We start from the raw sequence: 15,851 nt of genomic DNA on the forward strand, positions 1-15,851 counted from the left end.
TCATGCCAGTTTCATGCAACCGCTCCTGGGTTTCCACCGCCATCCAGATCATCGAGGCGGATTTCAACCGCTCGTCGGATACGCATCTCCTGCAGGTGCCGCTGCCGGCTCTGCCCGGCATATCGCTGTACCTGAAGGATGAATCGACGCATCCGTCGGGCAGCCTCAAGCACCGGCTGGCGCGCTCGCTGTTCCTGTACGGGCTGTGCAACGGCTGGATCGGCCCGGACACCACGATCATCGAGGCGTCGAGTGGATCGACGGCGGTGTCGGAGGCCTATTTCGCCCGGATGCTGGGTTTGCGCTTCATCGCCGTGATGCCGCGCTCGACCTCCGCCGAGAAGATCGCGCAGATCGCCTTCTATGGCGGCGAGAGCCATTTCGTGGATTCGCCTGCCGAGATGTACGAGGAGAGCGCGAGGCTCGCCCGCGATCTCGGCGGCCACTACATGGACCAGTTCACCTATGCCGAGCGGGCGACGGACTGGCGCGGCAACAACAACATCGCGGAATCCATCTTCAGCCAGATGGCCCATGAGGAATATCCGGTGCCGCGCTGGGTCGTGGTCGGCGCGGGCACCGGCGGCACCTCAGCGACGCTCGGGCGCTACATCCGCTATCGCCGCCTGCCGACGAAGCTGTGTCTCGCCGATCCGGAGGCCTCGGTCTTCCATCGGCATCTGGCGGACCGCAGCGTGTGCACCACCAGCAAGCCGCCTTCCGTCATCGAGGGCATCGGCCGGCCGCGCTGCGAGCCGTCCTTCGTGCCCGAACTCATCGACCAGGCCTATGCGGTGCCGGATGCGGCGAGCATCGCGGCGGCGCGGGTTCTCTCCCGGCGCATCGGCCGCTCCTGCGGCGGCTCGACGGGCACCAATCTCTGGGCTGTGGCGCAGATCGTCGGCGAAATGGTGCGGCAGGGCGAGACGGGTTCGGTGGTGACGCTTTTGTGCGATTCCGGCGACCGCTACCGCTCCACGCATTTCAACGACGACTGGCTCAAGGAGCGCGGCATCGACATCGAGCCGTCCGAGGAAGCCATCGAGCGCTTCTTCGAGACGGGCATTCTGTAGCCGCGCTATTCTCGTCATGCCCGGCCTTGAGCCGGGCATCCCCGTCTTTGTGGCGCAGTGGTTCCCAAGACGTGGATGGCCGCAACGCGTGCGGCCATGACGACGAATGATGACAAGACGCGGTAGTCGCGCCGGCGTCGCTACGCCCCTTGCTCCGAAAACCACTTCACGAGCAACTGCAGGTCGGTCTGCGACAGCCCGTGTCCTGTCGGCAGCGTTTCGTGCACGACCTCGGCTCCCGCCGCCGCGAGCGATGCGGCGAGACGCGCCGCGTTGTCGGCCGGAATGATCGGGTCCATCAGGCCCGACACCATCAGCACGCGCTTGCCCGTGAGGTCGCTTTTTGGCGCATCGTGGAGTGGCACCATGGCGCGCAGCAGAGCGGCGCCCGACAGCGCCTCGGGACGCAGGATCAGCATCGCGGCGGCGATGTTCGCGCCGTTGGAGAAGCCGAGCGCGACCGGAGCCGCGAGGCCGTAGGCCTTGCGCGCCTCGGCGACGAAATCGGCGAGCTCATCGGTGCGAAGGCGCAGGTCCTCCTCGTCGAACACGCCTTCCGCCAACCGGCGGAAGAAGCGCGGCATGCCGTTCTCCAGCACCTTGCCGCGCGGGGAGAGCAGGGCGGAGCCGGGCGAGACCATGCGGCCCAAGGAGATCAGATCGTTCTCGTCTCCGCCCGTGCCATGAAGCAGCAGAAGGGGCGGGCGGCCGGGCTCTGTGGCGGGCTCGTAGCGATGAATGAAGGACAGCTCGGTCATGGGTTTTCTCACCTTGTCCTCTCCCCCGAAGGGGAGAGGGTTTTCTTCACGCCAACTCAGGCAGATGTGCCTCGATCTTGGGGCGGCTCGGCTCGAGGAAAGCGGGCAGCTTGAGTTCGCTTCCCAGGCGATCCTCGGCCTCGTCCACGGCAAAGCCGGGCGCATCGGTGGCGATCTCGAACAGAATGCCGCCGGGCTCGCGGAAATAGACGGAACGGAAGTAGTTCCGGTCCTTCTGCTCCGTGGCGTGGAGGCCGTATTTTTCCGCGAGCGTCTTCACCATCCTGGCCTGATCGTCATCGTCCGCGGCGCGGAAGGCGACGTGATGCACCGACCCGCCGCCCATGCGCCCCGGCAGGAAGCCGCCGACGCTGCGGATATCGACGGTGGCGCCGATGGCGGCGTCGCTCCTGTAGCGCACGAGAGTCTCCTCCCTCGCCACTTCGCGGAAGCCGAGGACCTCCGTGAGGATCGCGCCGGTGGTCTCGCCGTTCTCAACGAGCAGCGTCACGCCCTCCAGGCCCCGAATGGCATGTTCCGCCGGAATCTCGCCCGCGGCCCAGGCCCCCTCGGCCCCGGCGTCGGCGACCCCGACGAGGGACAGGCTGGTGCCGTGGGGATCCTTGAAGGGCAGGACGCTCTCGCCGAAGCGCTTCTCCAGCGCGCCATGCTCGACGCCCTGTTCGATGAAGCGATGGCTCCAGTAGCCGAGGGAGCTTGCCGGCACGCGGAAGGCCGTCTCGGAGGTCGAGCCGATCCCGGTCCGCCCGGGAGCCACATGTTCCCAGGGGAAGAAGGTGAGGATCGATCCCGGGCTGCCGTGGCTGTCGCCGAAATAGAGATGGTAGGTGCCGGGATCGTCGAAGTTGACCGTCTTCTTGACGAGACGAAGCCCGAGAACCCGGGTGTAGAAATCGAGGTTGCGACGGGCCGGACCCGCGATGGCGGTGACGTGATGAATACCGTGATGTCGCATGGCGTGTTCCTTAACGGGCGGCAGCGAAAAGCGCGCCGCATGACGCCAAGATATGTACCATCGGTGCGGGAGGGAGTGCGGAAAGGGCGACCTTGCGGGAATGCAAGCGACAGGGAGCCCCGCATTCGAAACCGCATGGCTGCTGGAAAATCGACTCGCTAAGAAACCGGCAACCAAGAAGTCTCAGCAAGGCTTAACCTCAACGGCGATTCAGCATGTCGCGTTAACGGTTTACGCCGCCGCCCGTGTGAAACTCGTCCCACGCAAGAGATCGACCGGCCTGCGTCAGATGAGGGCCGAAGGGAGCCATGGGGATGATGAAGGACAGCCTTCGCCAGTTCATCGACAATGCCGCGGATTGCAATTTCATTTCCGCCGATGCCGTGAAGGCGCTCATCGGCGAGGTGCTGCAGGACGGCATCGCCAGTCGCCTGGAGGTGGAGACGCTGCTGGCCGTGGACCGTATCGTCGAGGCCGACGAGAGCTGGGGTACGGCGCTCACCAGGCTCGTGGTGGATTTCGTGGTGTGGAAACGGCAACCTCATGGGGTCGTGAGAAACGATGACGCCCTGTGGCTGGCCACGGTTCTGGAGGTCAGCGGCCCCAGCCGCAACGCCATGGCCATCGCCTATGCCATTCTCGACGAGGCGGGCTACGTGGACGTGGCGCTCCTCGACTTCATCATGCGCGGACGCCAGCGGGCCCGGATGAGCCTCGCGGCCGCCTGAGCGCCGCTCCATCGCGATCTAACCTAAATACTGAATGCGGCCCTGCTTCCCCAAGGCACCGATGTGCAGTAACGGAGGTGGGGCCAAGTTCTTTTGCGGCAAGTTCTTTTGCGGCAAGTTCTTTTGTGGCAAGTCTTTTTGTGGGTGGAGCGTCCGAGGCTCATGTTCGACAAGATCCTGATTGCGAACCGCGGCGAGATCGCGTGCCGGGTGATCAAGACCGCCCGGCGCATGGGCATCAAGACGGTGGCGGTCTATTCCGAAGCCGACCGGGACGCGCTCCATGTCGAGATGGCCGACGAGGCCGTCCCGATCGGCCCGGCCGCGGCAGCAGGGTCCTATCTCGCGATCGACAAGATCGTCGCGGCCTGCCGGGCCACCGGCGCCCAGGCGGTCCATCCCGGCTACGGCTTCCTGTCCGAGCGCGAGGCGTTTCCGCAGGCGCTGGCCGCGGCCGGCATCGTGTTCATCGGGCCGCATCCCGGCGCGATCGCCGCCATGGGCGACAAGATCGCCTCGAAGAAGGCCGCCGCCGCCGCCGGGGTCTCGACCGTGCCGGGCTATCTCGGCGTGATCGCGAGCCCCGAGCAGGCGGTCACCATCGCCGACGCGATCGGCTATCCGGTGATGATCAAGGCCTCGGCCGGCGGCGGCGGCAAGGGCATGCGCATTGCCCATGCCGCCGACGAGGTCGCCGAGGGCTTCGCGCGCGCCACATCCGAGGCGGCGAGTTCCTTCGGCGACGACCGCGTCTTCATCGAGAAGTTCATCACCGATCCGCGCCACATCGAGATCCAGGTGCTCGGCGACAAGCACGGTAACGTGATCTATCTCGGCGAGCGCGAATGCTCGATCCAGCGCCGCAACCAGAAGGTCATCGAGGAGGCGCCCTCGCCGCTGCTCGACGCGGCCACCCGCCGCCGCATGGGCGAGCAGGCGGTGGCGCTCGCCCGGGCGGTCGGCTACGACTCCGCCGGCACCGTCGAGTTCGTCGCCGGCCAGGACAGGTCGTTCTACTTCCTCGAGATGAACACCCGCCTGCAGGTCGAGCATCCGGTGACCGAGATGATCACCGGCATCGACCTCGTCGAGGAGATGATCCGGGTCGCGGCCGGCGAGCCCCTGCGGCTGAGCCAGGCCGACGTGCGGCTCACCGGCTGGGCGGTGGAAAGCCGCATCTATGCCGAGGATCCGGTGCGCAACTTCCTGCCCTCGACCGGGCGGCTGGTGACCTACCGGCCGCCGCCGGAGGGCACGGCGGCCGGGGTCAGCGTGCGCACCGACACCGGCGTCTTCGAGGGCGGCGAGATCTCGATCCATTACGATCCGATGATCGCCAAGCTGGTGACCCATGCGCCGACCCGCGAGGAGGCCATTCAGGCCCAGGCGAGCGCGCTCGATGCCTTCGCGATCGCCGGCATCCGCCACAACATCCCGTTCCTGGCAACGCTGATGCAGCACCCGCGCTGGCAGGCGGGCCGGCTCTCGACCGGGTTCATCGCCGAGGAGTTCCCGCACGGCTTTGCGGTGCCGGCGCCGGAGGGCGCGGTGGCGCGCCGGCTGGTCGCGGTCGGGGCGGCGATCGATCATCTTCTGAACGAGCGCAAGCGCCGGATCTCGGGCCAGCTGCGCCCGGCCGCCTCGCTCCGGTTCGAGCGCGAGCGGGTGGTGCTGCTCGGCTCGGTGCGCCACGACGTGGTGATCGAGGACATCGACGGCGGCATCGCGGTGGTGCTCGACGGGGAGGCGTGGCCGGTGATGTCGGCCTGGGCGCCGGGCGAACCGGTCTGGACCGGCACGGTCGGCGGTGAGGCGATCGCCGTGCAGGTGCGGCCGATCCTCAACGGGGTGGCGCTGGCGCATGCGGGCGCGGCCGCCGAGGTGCGGGTCTATACCCGGCGCGAGGCGGAGCTGGCCGCGCTGATGCCGGCGCGCCAGGAGGCGGATACCGGCAAGACGCTGCTGTGCCCGATGCCCGGCCTGGTGAAGGCGATCAGCGTCAGCCCCGGCCAGGAGGTCAAGGCGGGCGAGCCCTTGTGCATCGTCGAGGCGATGAAGATGGAAAACGTGCTGCGCGCCGAGCGCGACGGCACCATCGCCCACATCCACGCCAAGGAAGGCGATAGCCTCGCCGTCGACGCGGTCATTCTCGAATTCGCCTGAGAGCCGCCGGTCCCGCAGGACAGGTCCCATGCCCCTTTATTTCGCCTATGGCTCCAACATGGACCGGGCCGCCATGCTTCAGCGCTGCCCGGCCTCGAAGCCGGTCGGCATCGCACGGCTCATGCGCCACCGCTTCATGATTTTCGATGAAGGCTATGCGACCGTTACGCGCGATCCGCAGCGCACGGTCTGGGGCATGGTGTGGGATCTGGCGCTCGCGGACGTGCCCGCGCTCGACCGCTACGAGAGCCTCTCGACCGGTCTCTACGCCAAGGTGGTTCAGCCGGTCGTCACCGAGCAGGGGCCCCGCCGCGCCGTGGTCTATATCGGGCGAAGCGCCAAGCCCGGCACGCCGCGCCCCGGCTATATGGAGGGCGTCATCGAGGCGGCCGTTCATGCGGGACTGCCGGAGGACTACGTTCGAAGCCTCGGCCTATGGCTGCCGAACGGTCCCGGTGCATCCGCTCCGGGCCCACAGACGCCGAAGGTCCGTCCGCTCTGGGCCGCGCCTTCGAGCACGATCCGCAAGTAGGGTTCCTGCTAGGGTTCCTGCGGCCTCTCCTCCTGGCCGAACCTTTGCCGTAGGCATGCGTTGAATCCCGTGTTGCATGATCCTTCGATGCGACCGAAGGTGGGCTCGACGGCGCGCGATGCCCGACATGCTGAATGTGAGAGCAGGAAACGATGATCGCGAACCGGATTGCTCATGTGCGGATACACGGACGGGTTCAGGGGGTCGGCTTTCGCGTCTGGATGCAGCATCAGGCTCAGCTGCATGGGCTGACGGGCTGGGTCCGCAACCGCGTGGACGGCAGTGTCGAGGCGGTGTTCTCAGGGCCGGGCGAGATGGTCGAGGTCATGCTCAAGGCCTGCCATGAAGGGCCGGTCGGGTCCCTGGTGCAGCTGGTCGAGCCGGTCGACGGCGCCGATCACGAACTCGACCGAACGAATGGTTTCGAACTGCGCAGGACGGCTTAAGCCTGTCTTGGCCCGGATTCGACAGGGCCGCCCGCGTTCTTCCAGGCCGTGAAGCCGCCCTCGACATGCGCCACGGGCTTCAATCCCATGTCCTGCGCCGTCGCCGCCGAGAGGGCGGAGCGCCATCCGGCGGCGCAGAAGAACACGAAGGTCTTGTCCTGGTTGAAGACCGGCTTGTGGTAGGGGCTTTCCGGGTCGATCCAGAATTCCAGCATGCCGCGCGGGCAATGAACGGCGCCGGGCATGCGGCCCTCCCGCTCCAGCTCGCGCGGGTCCCGCAGGTCCACGAACACCACGTCCTCGCGTCCATGCAGGGCGATTGCCTCCCGGATGGGCAGAGTCTCGATCTTTGCGCTGGCCTCGTCGAGCAATGTCTTGTAGCCGCGGGTGATGGTCTGAGACATAGCCGGTTCGCTCCACTTTGAGGCCCTCCACAAACTGGGCATGATAGCGACAGAGTCAACGGGAGGCGCAGTTTGCTCGGGTTCACCTTCGTCGATTATGCGGCGCTGATCTTCTTCGTCGTGGCGTGGCTCGGCTACCATGGCGCGGTCGAGCTGACCGGCGCCGGACAGAAGAGCCTCAACAGGATCATGAATCAGTATCGCTTTCGCTGGATGGAGCAGCTGGTCGTGCGCGAGAACCGGATCGTGGACACCACGATCATGGCCTCCCTGATGAATGGCACGGCCTTCTTCGCCTCCACCTCCCTGATCGCGATCGGCGGCGTGCTGGCGCTTCTGCGTTCGGCGGACGAGGTTCTGCCGATCTTCGGCGAGCTGCCCTTCGGCCTGCCGATGACGCGCCTCGCCTGGGAGGTGAAGGTGATCGGCCTCGCGATCATCTTCGTCTATGCCTTCTTCAAATTCGCCTGGTCGTACCGCCTGTTCAACTACATGGCCATCATCGTCGGCTCCGTCCCTGTCCTGAAGGACGGAAACCGGGAGGAGGCGCTTGCCGTGGCGCGTCAGGCCGCCGCCATGAACGTGGTCGCCGGCAAGCATTTCAACCGGGGACAGCGGGCGTTCTTCTTCTCGCTCGCCTATCTCGGCTGGTTCATTGGCGCCTATCTGTTCATCGCGGCGACGGCGGCGGTCCTGTTCGTCATGTGGCGCCGTCAATTCATCTCCGACGCGCATGAGGCTGCCTTGGGACACGAGCATGATTAAAGACGTGAAACCGGAAGACCTCGAAACTGTCCTGCTCTCACTCCTTAAGGAGCGCGGACCGGGCAAGACCATCGGACCCGCCGATGTCGCTCAGGCGGTCGGCGGCAACCGGCCGGAAGGCTGGGGCCCTCTCATGCAGCCGGTGCGCAAGGTGGCCGTGCGCCTGATGAAGGAGGGGCGGATCGTGATCGTGCGCAAGGGCCGTCCGGTCGACCCCGACGATTTTCGCGGAACCTACAGGCTCGCGCTTCCCACCGCCGGCGGGGAGGGGTGAGGGGCCGGGAACAGCACGTTCATGCGGCCCGTCAGGTAATAGCCGACGAGCCCGGCCCATTCCTTCGTCACCACGTCGAGCCGCCGCAATCCGTCGGAAATGGACGCGAAGATGTAGAGATTGTTCGCCCCGCCGCCGGTCCGGAAATCCACCGGATACGCGGTGACGGGAAAGCCCACCTTGTCGAAGACCCCGACCGCGCGGGGCATGTGCCACGCCGATGTCACGAGAAGCCAGCGCTCGCCTTGCTTGGGCTGAACGAGCGCGCGCGAATAGAGCGCGTTCTCTGCCGTCGTGCGCGAGCGGTCCTCGATGATGAAGCGGGTCGGGTCGATGCCGATGCTCTTGAAGTAATCCGCGACCACGGGCGCTTCGTCGACGCCGTCGCCGAACACCGTGCCGCCGCCGCCGGAAATCAGGATGCTCGCCTGCGGATAGCGATGGGCGAGCTGGATCGTGTCGAGAATGCGCTCCGCCGCCTCGTTGGCGGCGATCTGTCCGCGCGCGACGGAGTCCGACGCATCGATGGCGCCGCCGAGCAGGATGATTCCATCCACCGGCTTTCCGTCGTCCTGAAACTGGGGAAAGCGCTCTTCGAGAGGCGCCATGAGAAAGGTGCCGACGGGCAGGAGCCCGAGCGCGATCGTCGCCACGGTGGCGACGATCGCAAGGCCCAGTCCGAATCCGCGCAGGCGGCGCACCAGGGCGACGAGGAGGCTCAGCAGGATCAGGCTGAGAAGCAGGTTGGACGGCGTGGCGAAGAACCAGGCGATCTTGGAGACGTAGTAAAACACCAGCCGTCCTTCTGCGTTGAGGGGTTAAACCTTGGATTCGGCCTCGTAGCGGGCCTTCGTCTCGGCGTTCGGCGGGTAGAGCCCGGGGAGGGGAACGCCCTTCTCCACTTCGCGCATCACCCACAGCTCGTAGCGCTCCTGCTCGACGGCGGCTTTCGCCACATCCTCGACGAGGGCGGCGGGAATGACGACCACGCCGTCGCGGTCCGCGACGATCACGTCGTCGGGAAAGATCGCGACGCCGCCGCAACCGATGGGCTCCTGCCAGCCGACGAAGGTGAGGCCCGCCACCGAAGGCGGCGCGGCGACGCCCGCGCACCAGACCGGAAGATTCGTGCCCTCGACACCGACCGCATCGCGCACGGCGCCATCCGTGACGAGCGCCGCGACGCCGCGCTTCGCCATGCGGGCCGTGAGGATGTCGCCGAAGATGCCGGCATCGGTCACGCCCATGGAATCGACGACCGCGATGCAGCCCTCGGGCATGGCCTCGATGGCCGCGCGCGTGGAGATCGGAGAGGCCCAGGACTCGGGCGTCGCCAGATCTTCGCGGGCGGGAACGAAGCGAAGGGTGAAGGCGCGGCCCACCATCTTCTCCGTCGCGTTGAAGGCGGGCATCGGCCCCTTCATCCAGCAGCGGCGGACGCCCTTCTTCAGCAGCACGGTGGTGATCGTGGCGGTGGAGGCGGCGCGCAGGGCGTCGGCGATCGTCTTGTCGAGAGTCATGAGAGTTTCCTGGCGTTAGGATAGCTACTCATAGCGGGCGAGCGCGCGGAATGCCACCGCGAGAGATGCCTCCGCAAGCCCTGCCATTGTCATGCATCATCGTTTCACGATTGCAAGAGGCTCGGGGATCACGTCGCCTTGAGCACGTCCGGATGACGCGTCGGCCTCCGCCATCACAGGGGACGTGTGGACGATCTGAGCAAAATGCCGCATCTCGGCCTTCTCCTCCGTTTCCGCATGAGCCGGCTCTGAATGACCAGTTGACCTTGGCAGGCGGCGGGTTCTTATGACCTTCGCCGTAAGCCGAGTCGCAAGGCGTTCGAAAAGCGGCTGTTGAGGGCAGAGATGACGAAGTTCCAGAGAGGCGGCATCGCAGTGGCCGCCGATGCCGATGCGGGCGGCGAGCGTACCTGGGTCGTGTTCAAGCAGATCGGGCTGGTGGCGGCGCTGATTCTCCTGCCACTCTTCTATGCCCTCGTCCCGCCGCTGGAGGACTACCCGAACCATCTGGCGCGGATGTACGCGCTCGCAAGCCTTCCCGGCAACGAGGCCCTGTCCCGGTTCTACGAGGCGGCCTGGGCGCCGGTTCCGAATCTCATCATGGACCTGATCGTGCCGCCGCTGACGCCGTTCCTCGGGGTCTATGCCGCGGGACGGGTCTTCGTCGGGCTGACGCTTCTTCTCATGCTACTCGGGCCCGTCGTGCTGCAGAGGGTCCTCAACGGCCGCTGGTCCGCATGGCCGCTCGTGGGCGGCCTCTTCGTCTATAACGGGTTTCTGTTCACGGGCCTGATGAACTACCTGTTCGGCGTCGGCGTCGCCGTTTTCGGTCTCGCCGCCTGGATGGCCCTCAGTGAAAGGCAATGGCTCGTCAGAGCTCTGGTCAGCGTGGCGTTCTGCGCCGTGCTCTATGTCTGCCACCTGTCGGCGCTGGGCCTCTATGGTCTTAGCATCGGCAGCTTCGAGTTCTGGCGGTTGTGGACGCAAAAGGGCTGGCGGCCGATGCCTCTCCTGAAGAGCGCCCTGGCGCTGGGCGTGCCGTTCCTGCCTTTCGTCTATCTTCTCGTCACGAGCCCCACATGGGGGCTCTCGCACGACATCGTCTGGGAATCGCAAGGGAAGTTCGAGGCGATCACGCTCTTCTTCTCGGTCTATTCTGACTTTACCGACATCCCGTTCCTCGTTCTCATCGCGGCCGCGATCGGGATCGCCATCCGGCGCGGGCTGGTTCGGTTCCACCCGGCGGGCGTGATCGTGGCGGGCATCCTGACGATCGCCTTCCTGGCGATGCCCCGCATGGCGTTCGGCTCGTGGATGGCGGATCAGCGGCTCGTCGTCGGCATCTTCTTCATGAGCCTCGGTTTCATCTCGGTCGACCTGAAGAGGCTCGAGAACCACAACGCCTTCTTCGCCATCTGTCTCGTCGCCATCGCGTTTCGCATCGTCGACGTCTCGGCGCATTGGGTCGCCATCTCGCAGCCCCTGCTGGAGCTCAGGACCTCGTTGCGCACGATGCAGCCGGGTTCGCGGCTGCTCGTCACCCAGGCGGACGATCCCGCCGAGGGAGCCGTCGATGCGGCGCTGTCGCATGCGCCCAATCTGGCCGTGATCGAGAGGTCGGCCCTGGTGTCGCGGCTGTTCGTCGTTCCGGGCAAGCAGATCCTCCGCGCCCGCGCCGGTCACGCCGAGCATGTGGATACGGAAGACGGCGACACGCCGACCATCAGCCGCGTGATCGTCGATGCGGACGAGAAGGGGCCTTCGGCCGACGGGCCGCATTACTGGGACCGCTGGCCGGACTTCTACGATTATCTGATCGTGCTCGGCACCGACCCCGACGAGACGGCCAATCCGGCGCCCGATCTCCTGCAGATCATGCATAACGGGCGAGGGTTCCAGCTCTACAAGGTCCGCAAGCCGTCTTAGCGCATCGGGTGTGAAAAGCGGACTTGCACCTTTGGGATCGATCCGATGCGGTCAGTCCACGGTCTTGAGCATCCTACGGTCTTGAGCCTCTTTTCACGCAAAACCGGTGCCCCCTTTTGCGGTCGATGCTCTTGAGGAGCGGCTCGCTTTCGCGGACCCGAAGGGGCCGTCCTTGGACCGCTACGGCCCTTGCCGTCATAGCCGTCCCCAGACTTGATCCGGGGATCCCACGGCCATCCACGTGTTCACACACCGCACCAAGTCAAAGACGTGGATGCCCGGCTCAAGGCCGGGCATGACGACACAGGACATCGGGCAAAGGACATCGGGCAACGGACATCGGGCAACGGACATCGGGAACAAACGGGAGCGTGTCGGGACGATGGCTCGCCCATTCACGCAAAACCGGTGCCCCTTTTGCGGTCGATGCTCCAGGCCCGATCCCGCCTCCGGCAGCTCACACGAAACGCATACGCGCCTTTTCCGATACGGGCGACGGCGTGGCCTATGCGGTCTTCGCGAAGAGCTCGCGGCCGATCAGCATGCGACGGATCTCGCTGGTGCCCGCGCCGATCTCATAGAGCTTCGCGTCGCGCAGAAGGCGGCCCGTCGGGTAATCGTTGATGTAGCCGTTGCCGCCGAGGAGCTGGATCGCGTCGAGGGCGCATCGCGTGGCCTTCTCGGCCGCATAGAGGATCGCTCCGGCGGCATCCTCGCGGGTGGTCTGGCCCCGGTCGCAGGCCTTCGCCACCGCGTAGACATAGGCTTTCGCGGCGTTCATGGTCACGTACATGTCGGCCACCTTGCCCTGGACGAGCTGGAACTCGCCGATGGACTGGCCGAACTGCTTGCGCTCGTGAATGTAGGGAAACACCACGTCCATGCAGGCCTGCATGATGCCTAAGGGGCCGGCGGCGAGCACGGCGCGCTCGTAGTCGAGCCCGGACATGAGCACGCTCACGCCTTTGCCGACCTGGCCCAGCACGTTCTCCTCCGGAACCTCGCAATCCTCGAAGACCAGTTCGCAGGTGTCCGAGCCGCGCATGCCGAGCTTGTCGAGCTTCTGGTGCGTGGAAAAGCCCTTGAAGTCCTTCTCGATGAGAAAGGCCGTCATGCCGCGCGCACCTGCCCCCGGGTCCGTCTTGGCGTAGACCACGAGAGTCTCGGCAATGGGACCGTTGGTGATCCACATCTTGTTGCCGTTGAGCACGTAACGGTCGCCGTGCTTCTCCGCACGGGTGCGCATGGAGACCACGTCCGAGCCCGAGCCAGGCTCCGACATCGCCAGCGCGCCCACATGCTCGCCGGAGATGAGTTTTTGCAGGTAGCGGCGCTTCTGTTCGTCCGTGCCGTTGCGGCGGATCTGGTTGACGCAGAGGTTGGAATGCGCCCCGTAGGAGAGGCCGACGGACGCGGAGGCGCGGGAGATTTCCTCCATGGCGATCACGTGCTCCAGGTAGCCCAGGCCGGCGCCGCCGTATTCCTCCTCGACGGTGATGCCGTGGAGGCCGAGTTCGCCCATCTGGGGCCAGAGATCGCGCGGGAACTGGTTCGTGCGGTCGATCTCCTCGGCGCGCGGGGCGATCTTCTCCTGCGCGAAGTCGCGCACGGTTTCACGGATCGCGTCGGCGGTCTCGCCGAGGTCGAAATCGAAGCTTTGGGCGGCGTTCGGCAGCATTCCTGTTTCCTCCTTCGCCCATCGGCGTCGGAAGCGCCGTGGACCGCTTGTCGTTCCGCATGATCTTGGACAGCGATGCTGACCTTTTCAAGGGGCCTGTCCGAATGCGCCACGGATTCCGGACGTGGGCGGACCTCCGGACCCGCGGCGGATCGGGGGGCGCTCGATTGCCGGAGCCAATGCCCGGCCTCAGGGCCGGCGCCAACAGAAGCCCCCTCCATCGGGTGATGGAGGGGGAGGGACGCTCTGCCGATTTCAGGAGGGCCTGGGGACAGGACCCGGAAACCGGACCTAGAGGACGAAATCGCTCAGCTTGAGATGCAGTTTGCTCTTCAACTGGATCTCGAACTCCGCCGCCGCGTCCTTGTCCGTATTGCCGGACAGGATCCCGGTCTTGGCGTCGTAGCGAAGCTGTCCGGCCGCCGTGAACTTCACCTTCCCGGAGAGGAGCTTCGTGAAGCTGTTGTCGGCCTTCGTCAGGGCATTGGCGTCGATGCCGCTGAGATCGATGCGATCGAACCCGCACTTGAAGTCCGTGATCGTGTCGCGGTTCTTGCCGAGGCCGGCGTCGGAGGCTTTCGTGAACACGAAGACGTCTCGACCCTCTCCCCCCGTCAGGACGTCTTTGTCGTGTTCGCCGAAGAGCCTGTCGTTGCCTTTGCCCCCGTTGAGCTTATCGCGGCCCGACCCGCCCTTGAGGATGTTGGCGAGGTCGTTGCCGACGATGATGTCGTTGCCCTTCCCGCCAATTCTCGTCTGCAAGGCCTGCCAGACCCTGTCGACCTGCCAGACCTGGCCGTCGGCGAACGCGATGTTCTCCAGATAGCCGCCGCTCGCCGTGACGACGAAGTAGTCCCGAACGACCAGCGTTTGGCCATGCAGTCCGATGGTCAGGTCCGCGAAGTCGCGGCCGCTCGCCGTGAGGGTCACTTCCGACGAATTGGCGAAAATGCTCAAGGTATCGGTGCCGCTCGCATCGGAAATCGTGTCGTTTCCACTGCCCAGGGCCCAGCGATAGGTGTCGTTCCCGGCGCCGCCCTTCAGCAGATCCTGACCGGCTCCGCCGTCGAGGGTGTCGTGACCGTCGCCGCCCACAAGGACGTCGTTTCCGGCGGTTCCGACGATCAGACGGCCCACTGGATCCGGTTGCGGGTCGGGATGCTCGTCCGGCGGTGGGTTCTCAGGCGGCAGCGGGGGCTCCTCGTGCGGGGGAGGCGGAGGAGGCTCCTCATGCGGCGGGAAGGGCAGGCGCGCCAGAACGTCCGCCCGGGTCAGCACGTCGCCGTTCAAGAACGTGAAGCGCTCGATGCTGATTGCCGGATTGAAGAAGTGTTTGACGATCAGCGTGCTGCCGCTGTCCGAGGAAATGAGCAGGTCATCGGTGCCGACCTGATACGACCAGGTCAGGTGGCCGTCGAGGCCGATCTCGACCGTATCGTCGCCGCCGTGGTCCACGATCACGTCGTTGCCACCGGTCCAGCGATAGGTGTCGTTACCGAAGCCGCCGACGAGCACGTTGTTGCCGGTCCCGCCGTCGAGCGTGTCGTCGCCGTCATAGCCGACGATGAGGTTATCCTCAGCCCCGCCCACGAGCAGGTCATTGCCGCCGGTGCCGTGGATTTCCCCGGGCTGGTGCGGCGGCTCCTCCGGCGGCAGCGGAGGCGGCGGGGGCTCCTCGTGCGGCGGAGGGGGAGGGGCGTCGGAGACCGCTGCCAGCACCTCGTCCAGGTGCCAGACGAGGCCGTCCGAGAAGACGATCTTCTCGATGTGGTGGTTGCCGTTGAACCACCCGAAATAGCCCTGGATCATCAGGGAGGAATTGCCCTGCGAGATCACCAGGCTGTTCCCGTTCCCATCCCGGTTGAAGGTCAGCTCCCCTGCCGTGGCATCGATCCGGAGAGTGTCATCGCCGTCGATGTCGGCGATGAAATCGTGCGATCCGGTCAAGGGCCGCCAGAGATAGGTGTCGTTGCCGGCGCCGCCGATCATCTGGTCGTCGCCTGCTCCCCCGTCCAGGGTGTCGTCGTAATAGCTTCCGATGAGAATGTCGTCGCCGCCGAGCCCGTTCATCGCCGCGCTGACCCCGGTCGGCGCATTGAGGTCATCATTCCCCTCCGTGCCGACGATCACGACGGGCCCATGCGGGTGCTCGGGCGGCAGCGGGGGCTCTTCACGCGGGGGAGGCGGAGGAGGCTCCTCGTGCGGCGGGAAGGGCAGGCGCGCCAGAACGTCCGCCCGGGTCAGCACGTCGCCGTTCGAGAACGTGAAGCGCTCGATGCCGTTTTCCGGATTGAAGAAGTGCCTGACGATCAGCGTCGCGCCGCTGTCCGCGGCGATGAGCAGGTTGTCGGTGCCTACCTCATACGACCAGGTCAGGTGGCCGTCGAAGGCGATCTCGACCGTATCGTCGCCGCCGCAGTCCAGGATCTCGTCGATGCCGCCGGTCCAGCGGTAGGTGTCGTTGCCGCCGAGCCCCGCGAGAGAGCCGCCATTGACAGGCACGCTGAGGAAATCGTCGCTTTCCGTCCCGATGATGACGGGGGAAGTGTTCTCCGCGCCCATAGTGCCCTCCCAATGGCCAAGCTATCAGGGCAACTATGATTATTGT

General features: G+C 66.0%; 14 protein-coding genes and 2 pseudogenes. 9 read left to right on the forward strand and 7 right to left on the reverse strand.

The genetic code is table 11. The features are described 5' to 3' along the window. Positions 1-2: 2 nt before the first annotated feature. Positions 3-1,073 carry a PLP-dependent cysteine synthase family protein gene (locus RE429_RS09095; RefSeq protein WP_414473960.1) on the forward strand — a complete coding sequence of 357 codons (1,071 nt, stop codon included), beginning with the start codon at positions 3-5 and terminating at the stop codon, positions 1,071-1,073. A gap of 140 nt (positions 1,074-1,213) precedes the next feature. Here the strand turns inward: RE429_RS09095 and RE429_RS09100 are convergent, their stop codons facing one another. Both RE429_RS09100 and RE429_RS09105 read right to left on the reverse strand, forming a co-directional pair. Further along, positions 1,214-1,831 (reverse strand): alpha/beta hydrolase, encoded by a 618-nt coding sequence (locus tag RE429_RS09100; protein WP_414473961.1) that lies wholly within the window; start codon positions 1,829-1,831, stop codon positions 1,214-1,216. A 46-nt stretch (positions 1,832-1,877) separates the two neighbouring features. After that, positions 1,878-2,807, reverse strand: coding sequence for a ring-cleaving dioxygenase (locus RE429_RS09105; protein ID WP_414473962.1), 930 nt, complete (start codon positions 2,805-2,807; stop codon positions 1,878-1,880). Between the two features lie 314 nt (positions 2,808-3,121). Between RE429_RS09105 and RE429_RS09110 the strand changes: the two genes are divergently transcribed. The 5 genes and pseudogenes from RE429_RS09110 to RE429_RS09130 all read left to right on the forward strand — a co-directional run bounded on the left by RE429_RS09110 (position 3,122) and on the right by RE429_RS09130 (position 6,676). Continuing rightward, on the forward strand, positions 3,122-3,535 hold the full coding sequence (locus RE429_RS09110) for a hypothetical protein (protein ID WP_414473963.1): 414 nt from the start codon (positions 3,122-3,124) through the stop codon (positions 3,533-3,535). A 162-nt stretch (positions 3,536-3,697) separates the two neighbouring features. Beyond that, positions 3,698-5,407: pseudogene (locus RE429_RS09115) on the forward strand (acetyl-CoA carboxylase biotin carboxylase subunit); the annotation flags it as partial. 99 nt (positions 5,408-5,506) lie between these two features. Next, a complete protein-coding gene (locus RE429_RS09120; RefSeq protein ID WP_414474160.1) occupies positions 5,507-5,698 on the forward strand; it encodes an acetyl-CoA carboxylase biotin carboxyl carrier protein subunit in 192 nt (63 codons plus the stop codon). A gap of 28 nt (positions 5,699-5,726) precedes the next feature. Then, a pseudogene (locus tag RE429_RS09125) lies at positions 5,727-6,140 on the forward strand (gamma-glutamylcyclotransferase family protein); the annotation flags it as partial. Between the two features lie 242 nt (positions 6,141-6,382). Then, on the forward strand, positions 6,383-6,676 hold the full coding sequence (locus RE429_RS09130) for an acylphosphatase (RefSeq protein ID WP_414473964.1): 294 nt from the start codon (positions 6,383-6,385) through the stop codon (positions 6,674-6,676). Here the strand turns inward: RE429_RS09130 and RE429_RS09135 are convergent. Then, positions 6,673-7,080 carry a rhodanese-like domain-containing protein gene (locus RE429_RS09135; RefSeq protein ID WP_414473965.1) on the reverse strand — a complete coding sequence of 136 codons (408 nt, stop codon included), beginning with the start codon at positions 7,078-7,080 and terminating at the stop codon, positions 6,673-6,675. The genes RE429_RS09130 and RE429_RS09135 overlap by 4 nt on opposite strands. Positions 7,081-7,152: 72 nt before the next feature. Between RE429_RS09135 and RE429_RS09140 the strand changes: the two genes are divergently transcribed. Both RE429_RS09140 and RE429_RS09145 read left to right on the forward strand, forming a co-directional pair. After that, complete coding sequence (locus RE429_RS09140; RefSeq protein ID WP_414473966.1) at positions 7,153-7,845, forward strand: DUF599 domain-containing protein; 693 nt, start codon at positions 7,153-7,155, stop codon at positions 7,843-7,845. After that, on the forward strand, positions 7,838-8,119 hold the full coding sequence (locus RE429_RS09145) for a DUF3253 domain-containing protein (protein ID WP_414473967.1): 282 nt from the start codon (positions 7,838-7,840) through the stop codon (positions 8,117-8,119). The genes RE429_RS09140 and RE429_RS09145 overlap by 8 nt, the downstream gene beginning before the upstream one ends. Here RE429_RS09145 and RE429_RS09150 read toward each other — a convergent pair. Then, the gene (locus RE429_RS09150) at positions 8,080-8,913 is read right to left on the reverse strand and encodes a YdcF family protein (RefSeq protein ID WP_414473968.1); all 834 of its coding nucleotides are present in this window, start codon (positions 8,911-8,913) and stop codon (positions 8,080-8,082) included. The genes RE429_RS09145 and RE429_RS09150 overlap by 40 nt on opposite strands. 24 nt (positions 8,914-8,937) lie before the next feature. Continuing rightward, positions 8,938-9,639, reverse strand: coding sequence for a ribonuclease activity regulator RraA (locus tag RE429_RS09155; protein ID WP_414473969.1), 702 nt, complete (start codon positions 9,637-9,639; stop codon positions 8,938-8,940). 345 nt (positions 9,640-9,984) lie between these two features. Here RE429_RS09155 and RE429_RS09160 point away from each other — a divergent pair, with 345 nt between their 5' ends. Continuing rightward, on the forward strand, positions 9,985-11,565 hold the full coding sequence (locus RE429_RS09160) for a hypothetical protein (RefSeq protein ID WP_414473970.1): 1,581 nt from the start codon (positions 9,985-9,987) through the stop codon (positions 11,563-11,565). Positions 11,566-12,070: 505 nt separating this feature from the next. Here the strand turns inward: RE429_RS09160 and RE429_RS09165 are convergent. Together RE429_RS09165 and RE429_RS09170 are read right to left on the reverse strand one after the other, a co-directional pair. Next, positions 12,071-13,243 (reverse strand): isovaleryl-CoA dehydrogenase, encoded by a 1,173-nt coding sequence (locus RE429_RS09165; RefSeq protein WP_414473971.1) that lies wholly within the window; start codon positions 13,241-13,243, stop codon positions 12,071-12,073. A 291-nt stretch (positions 13,244-13,534) separates the two neighbouring features. Beyond that, positions 13,535-15,805, reverse strand: coding sequence for a calcium-binding protein (locus RE429_RS09170; RefSeq protein ID WP_414473972.1), 2,271 nt, complete (start codon positions 15,803-15,805; stop codon positions 13,535-13,537). Positions 15,806-15,851: the final 46 nt, after the last annotated feature.

It is taken from the genome of Microvirga sp. M2 (genome assembly GCF_047497095.1).
Taxonomy (GTDB): domain Bacteria; phylum Pseudomonadota; class Alphaproteobacteria; order Rhizobiales; family Beijerinckiaceae; genus Microvirga.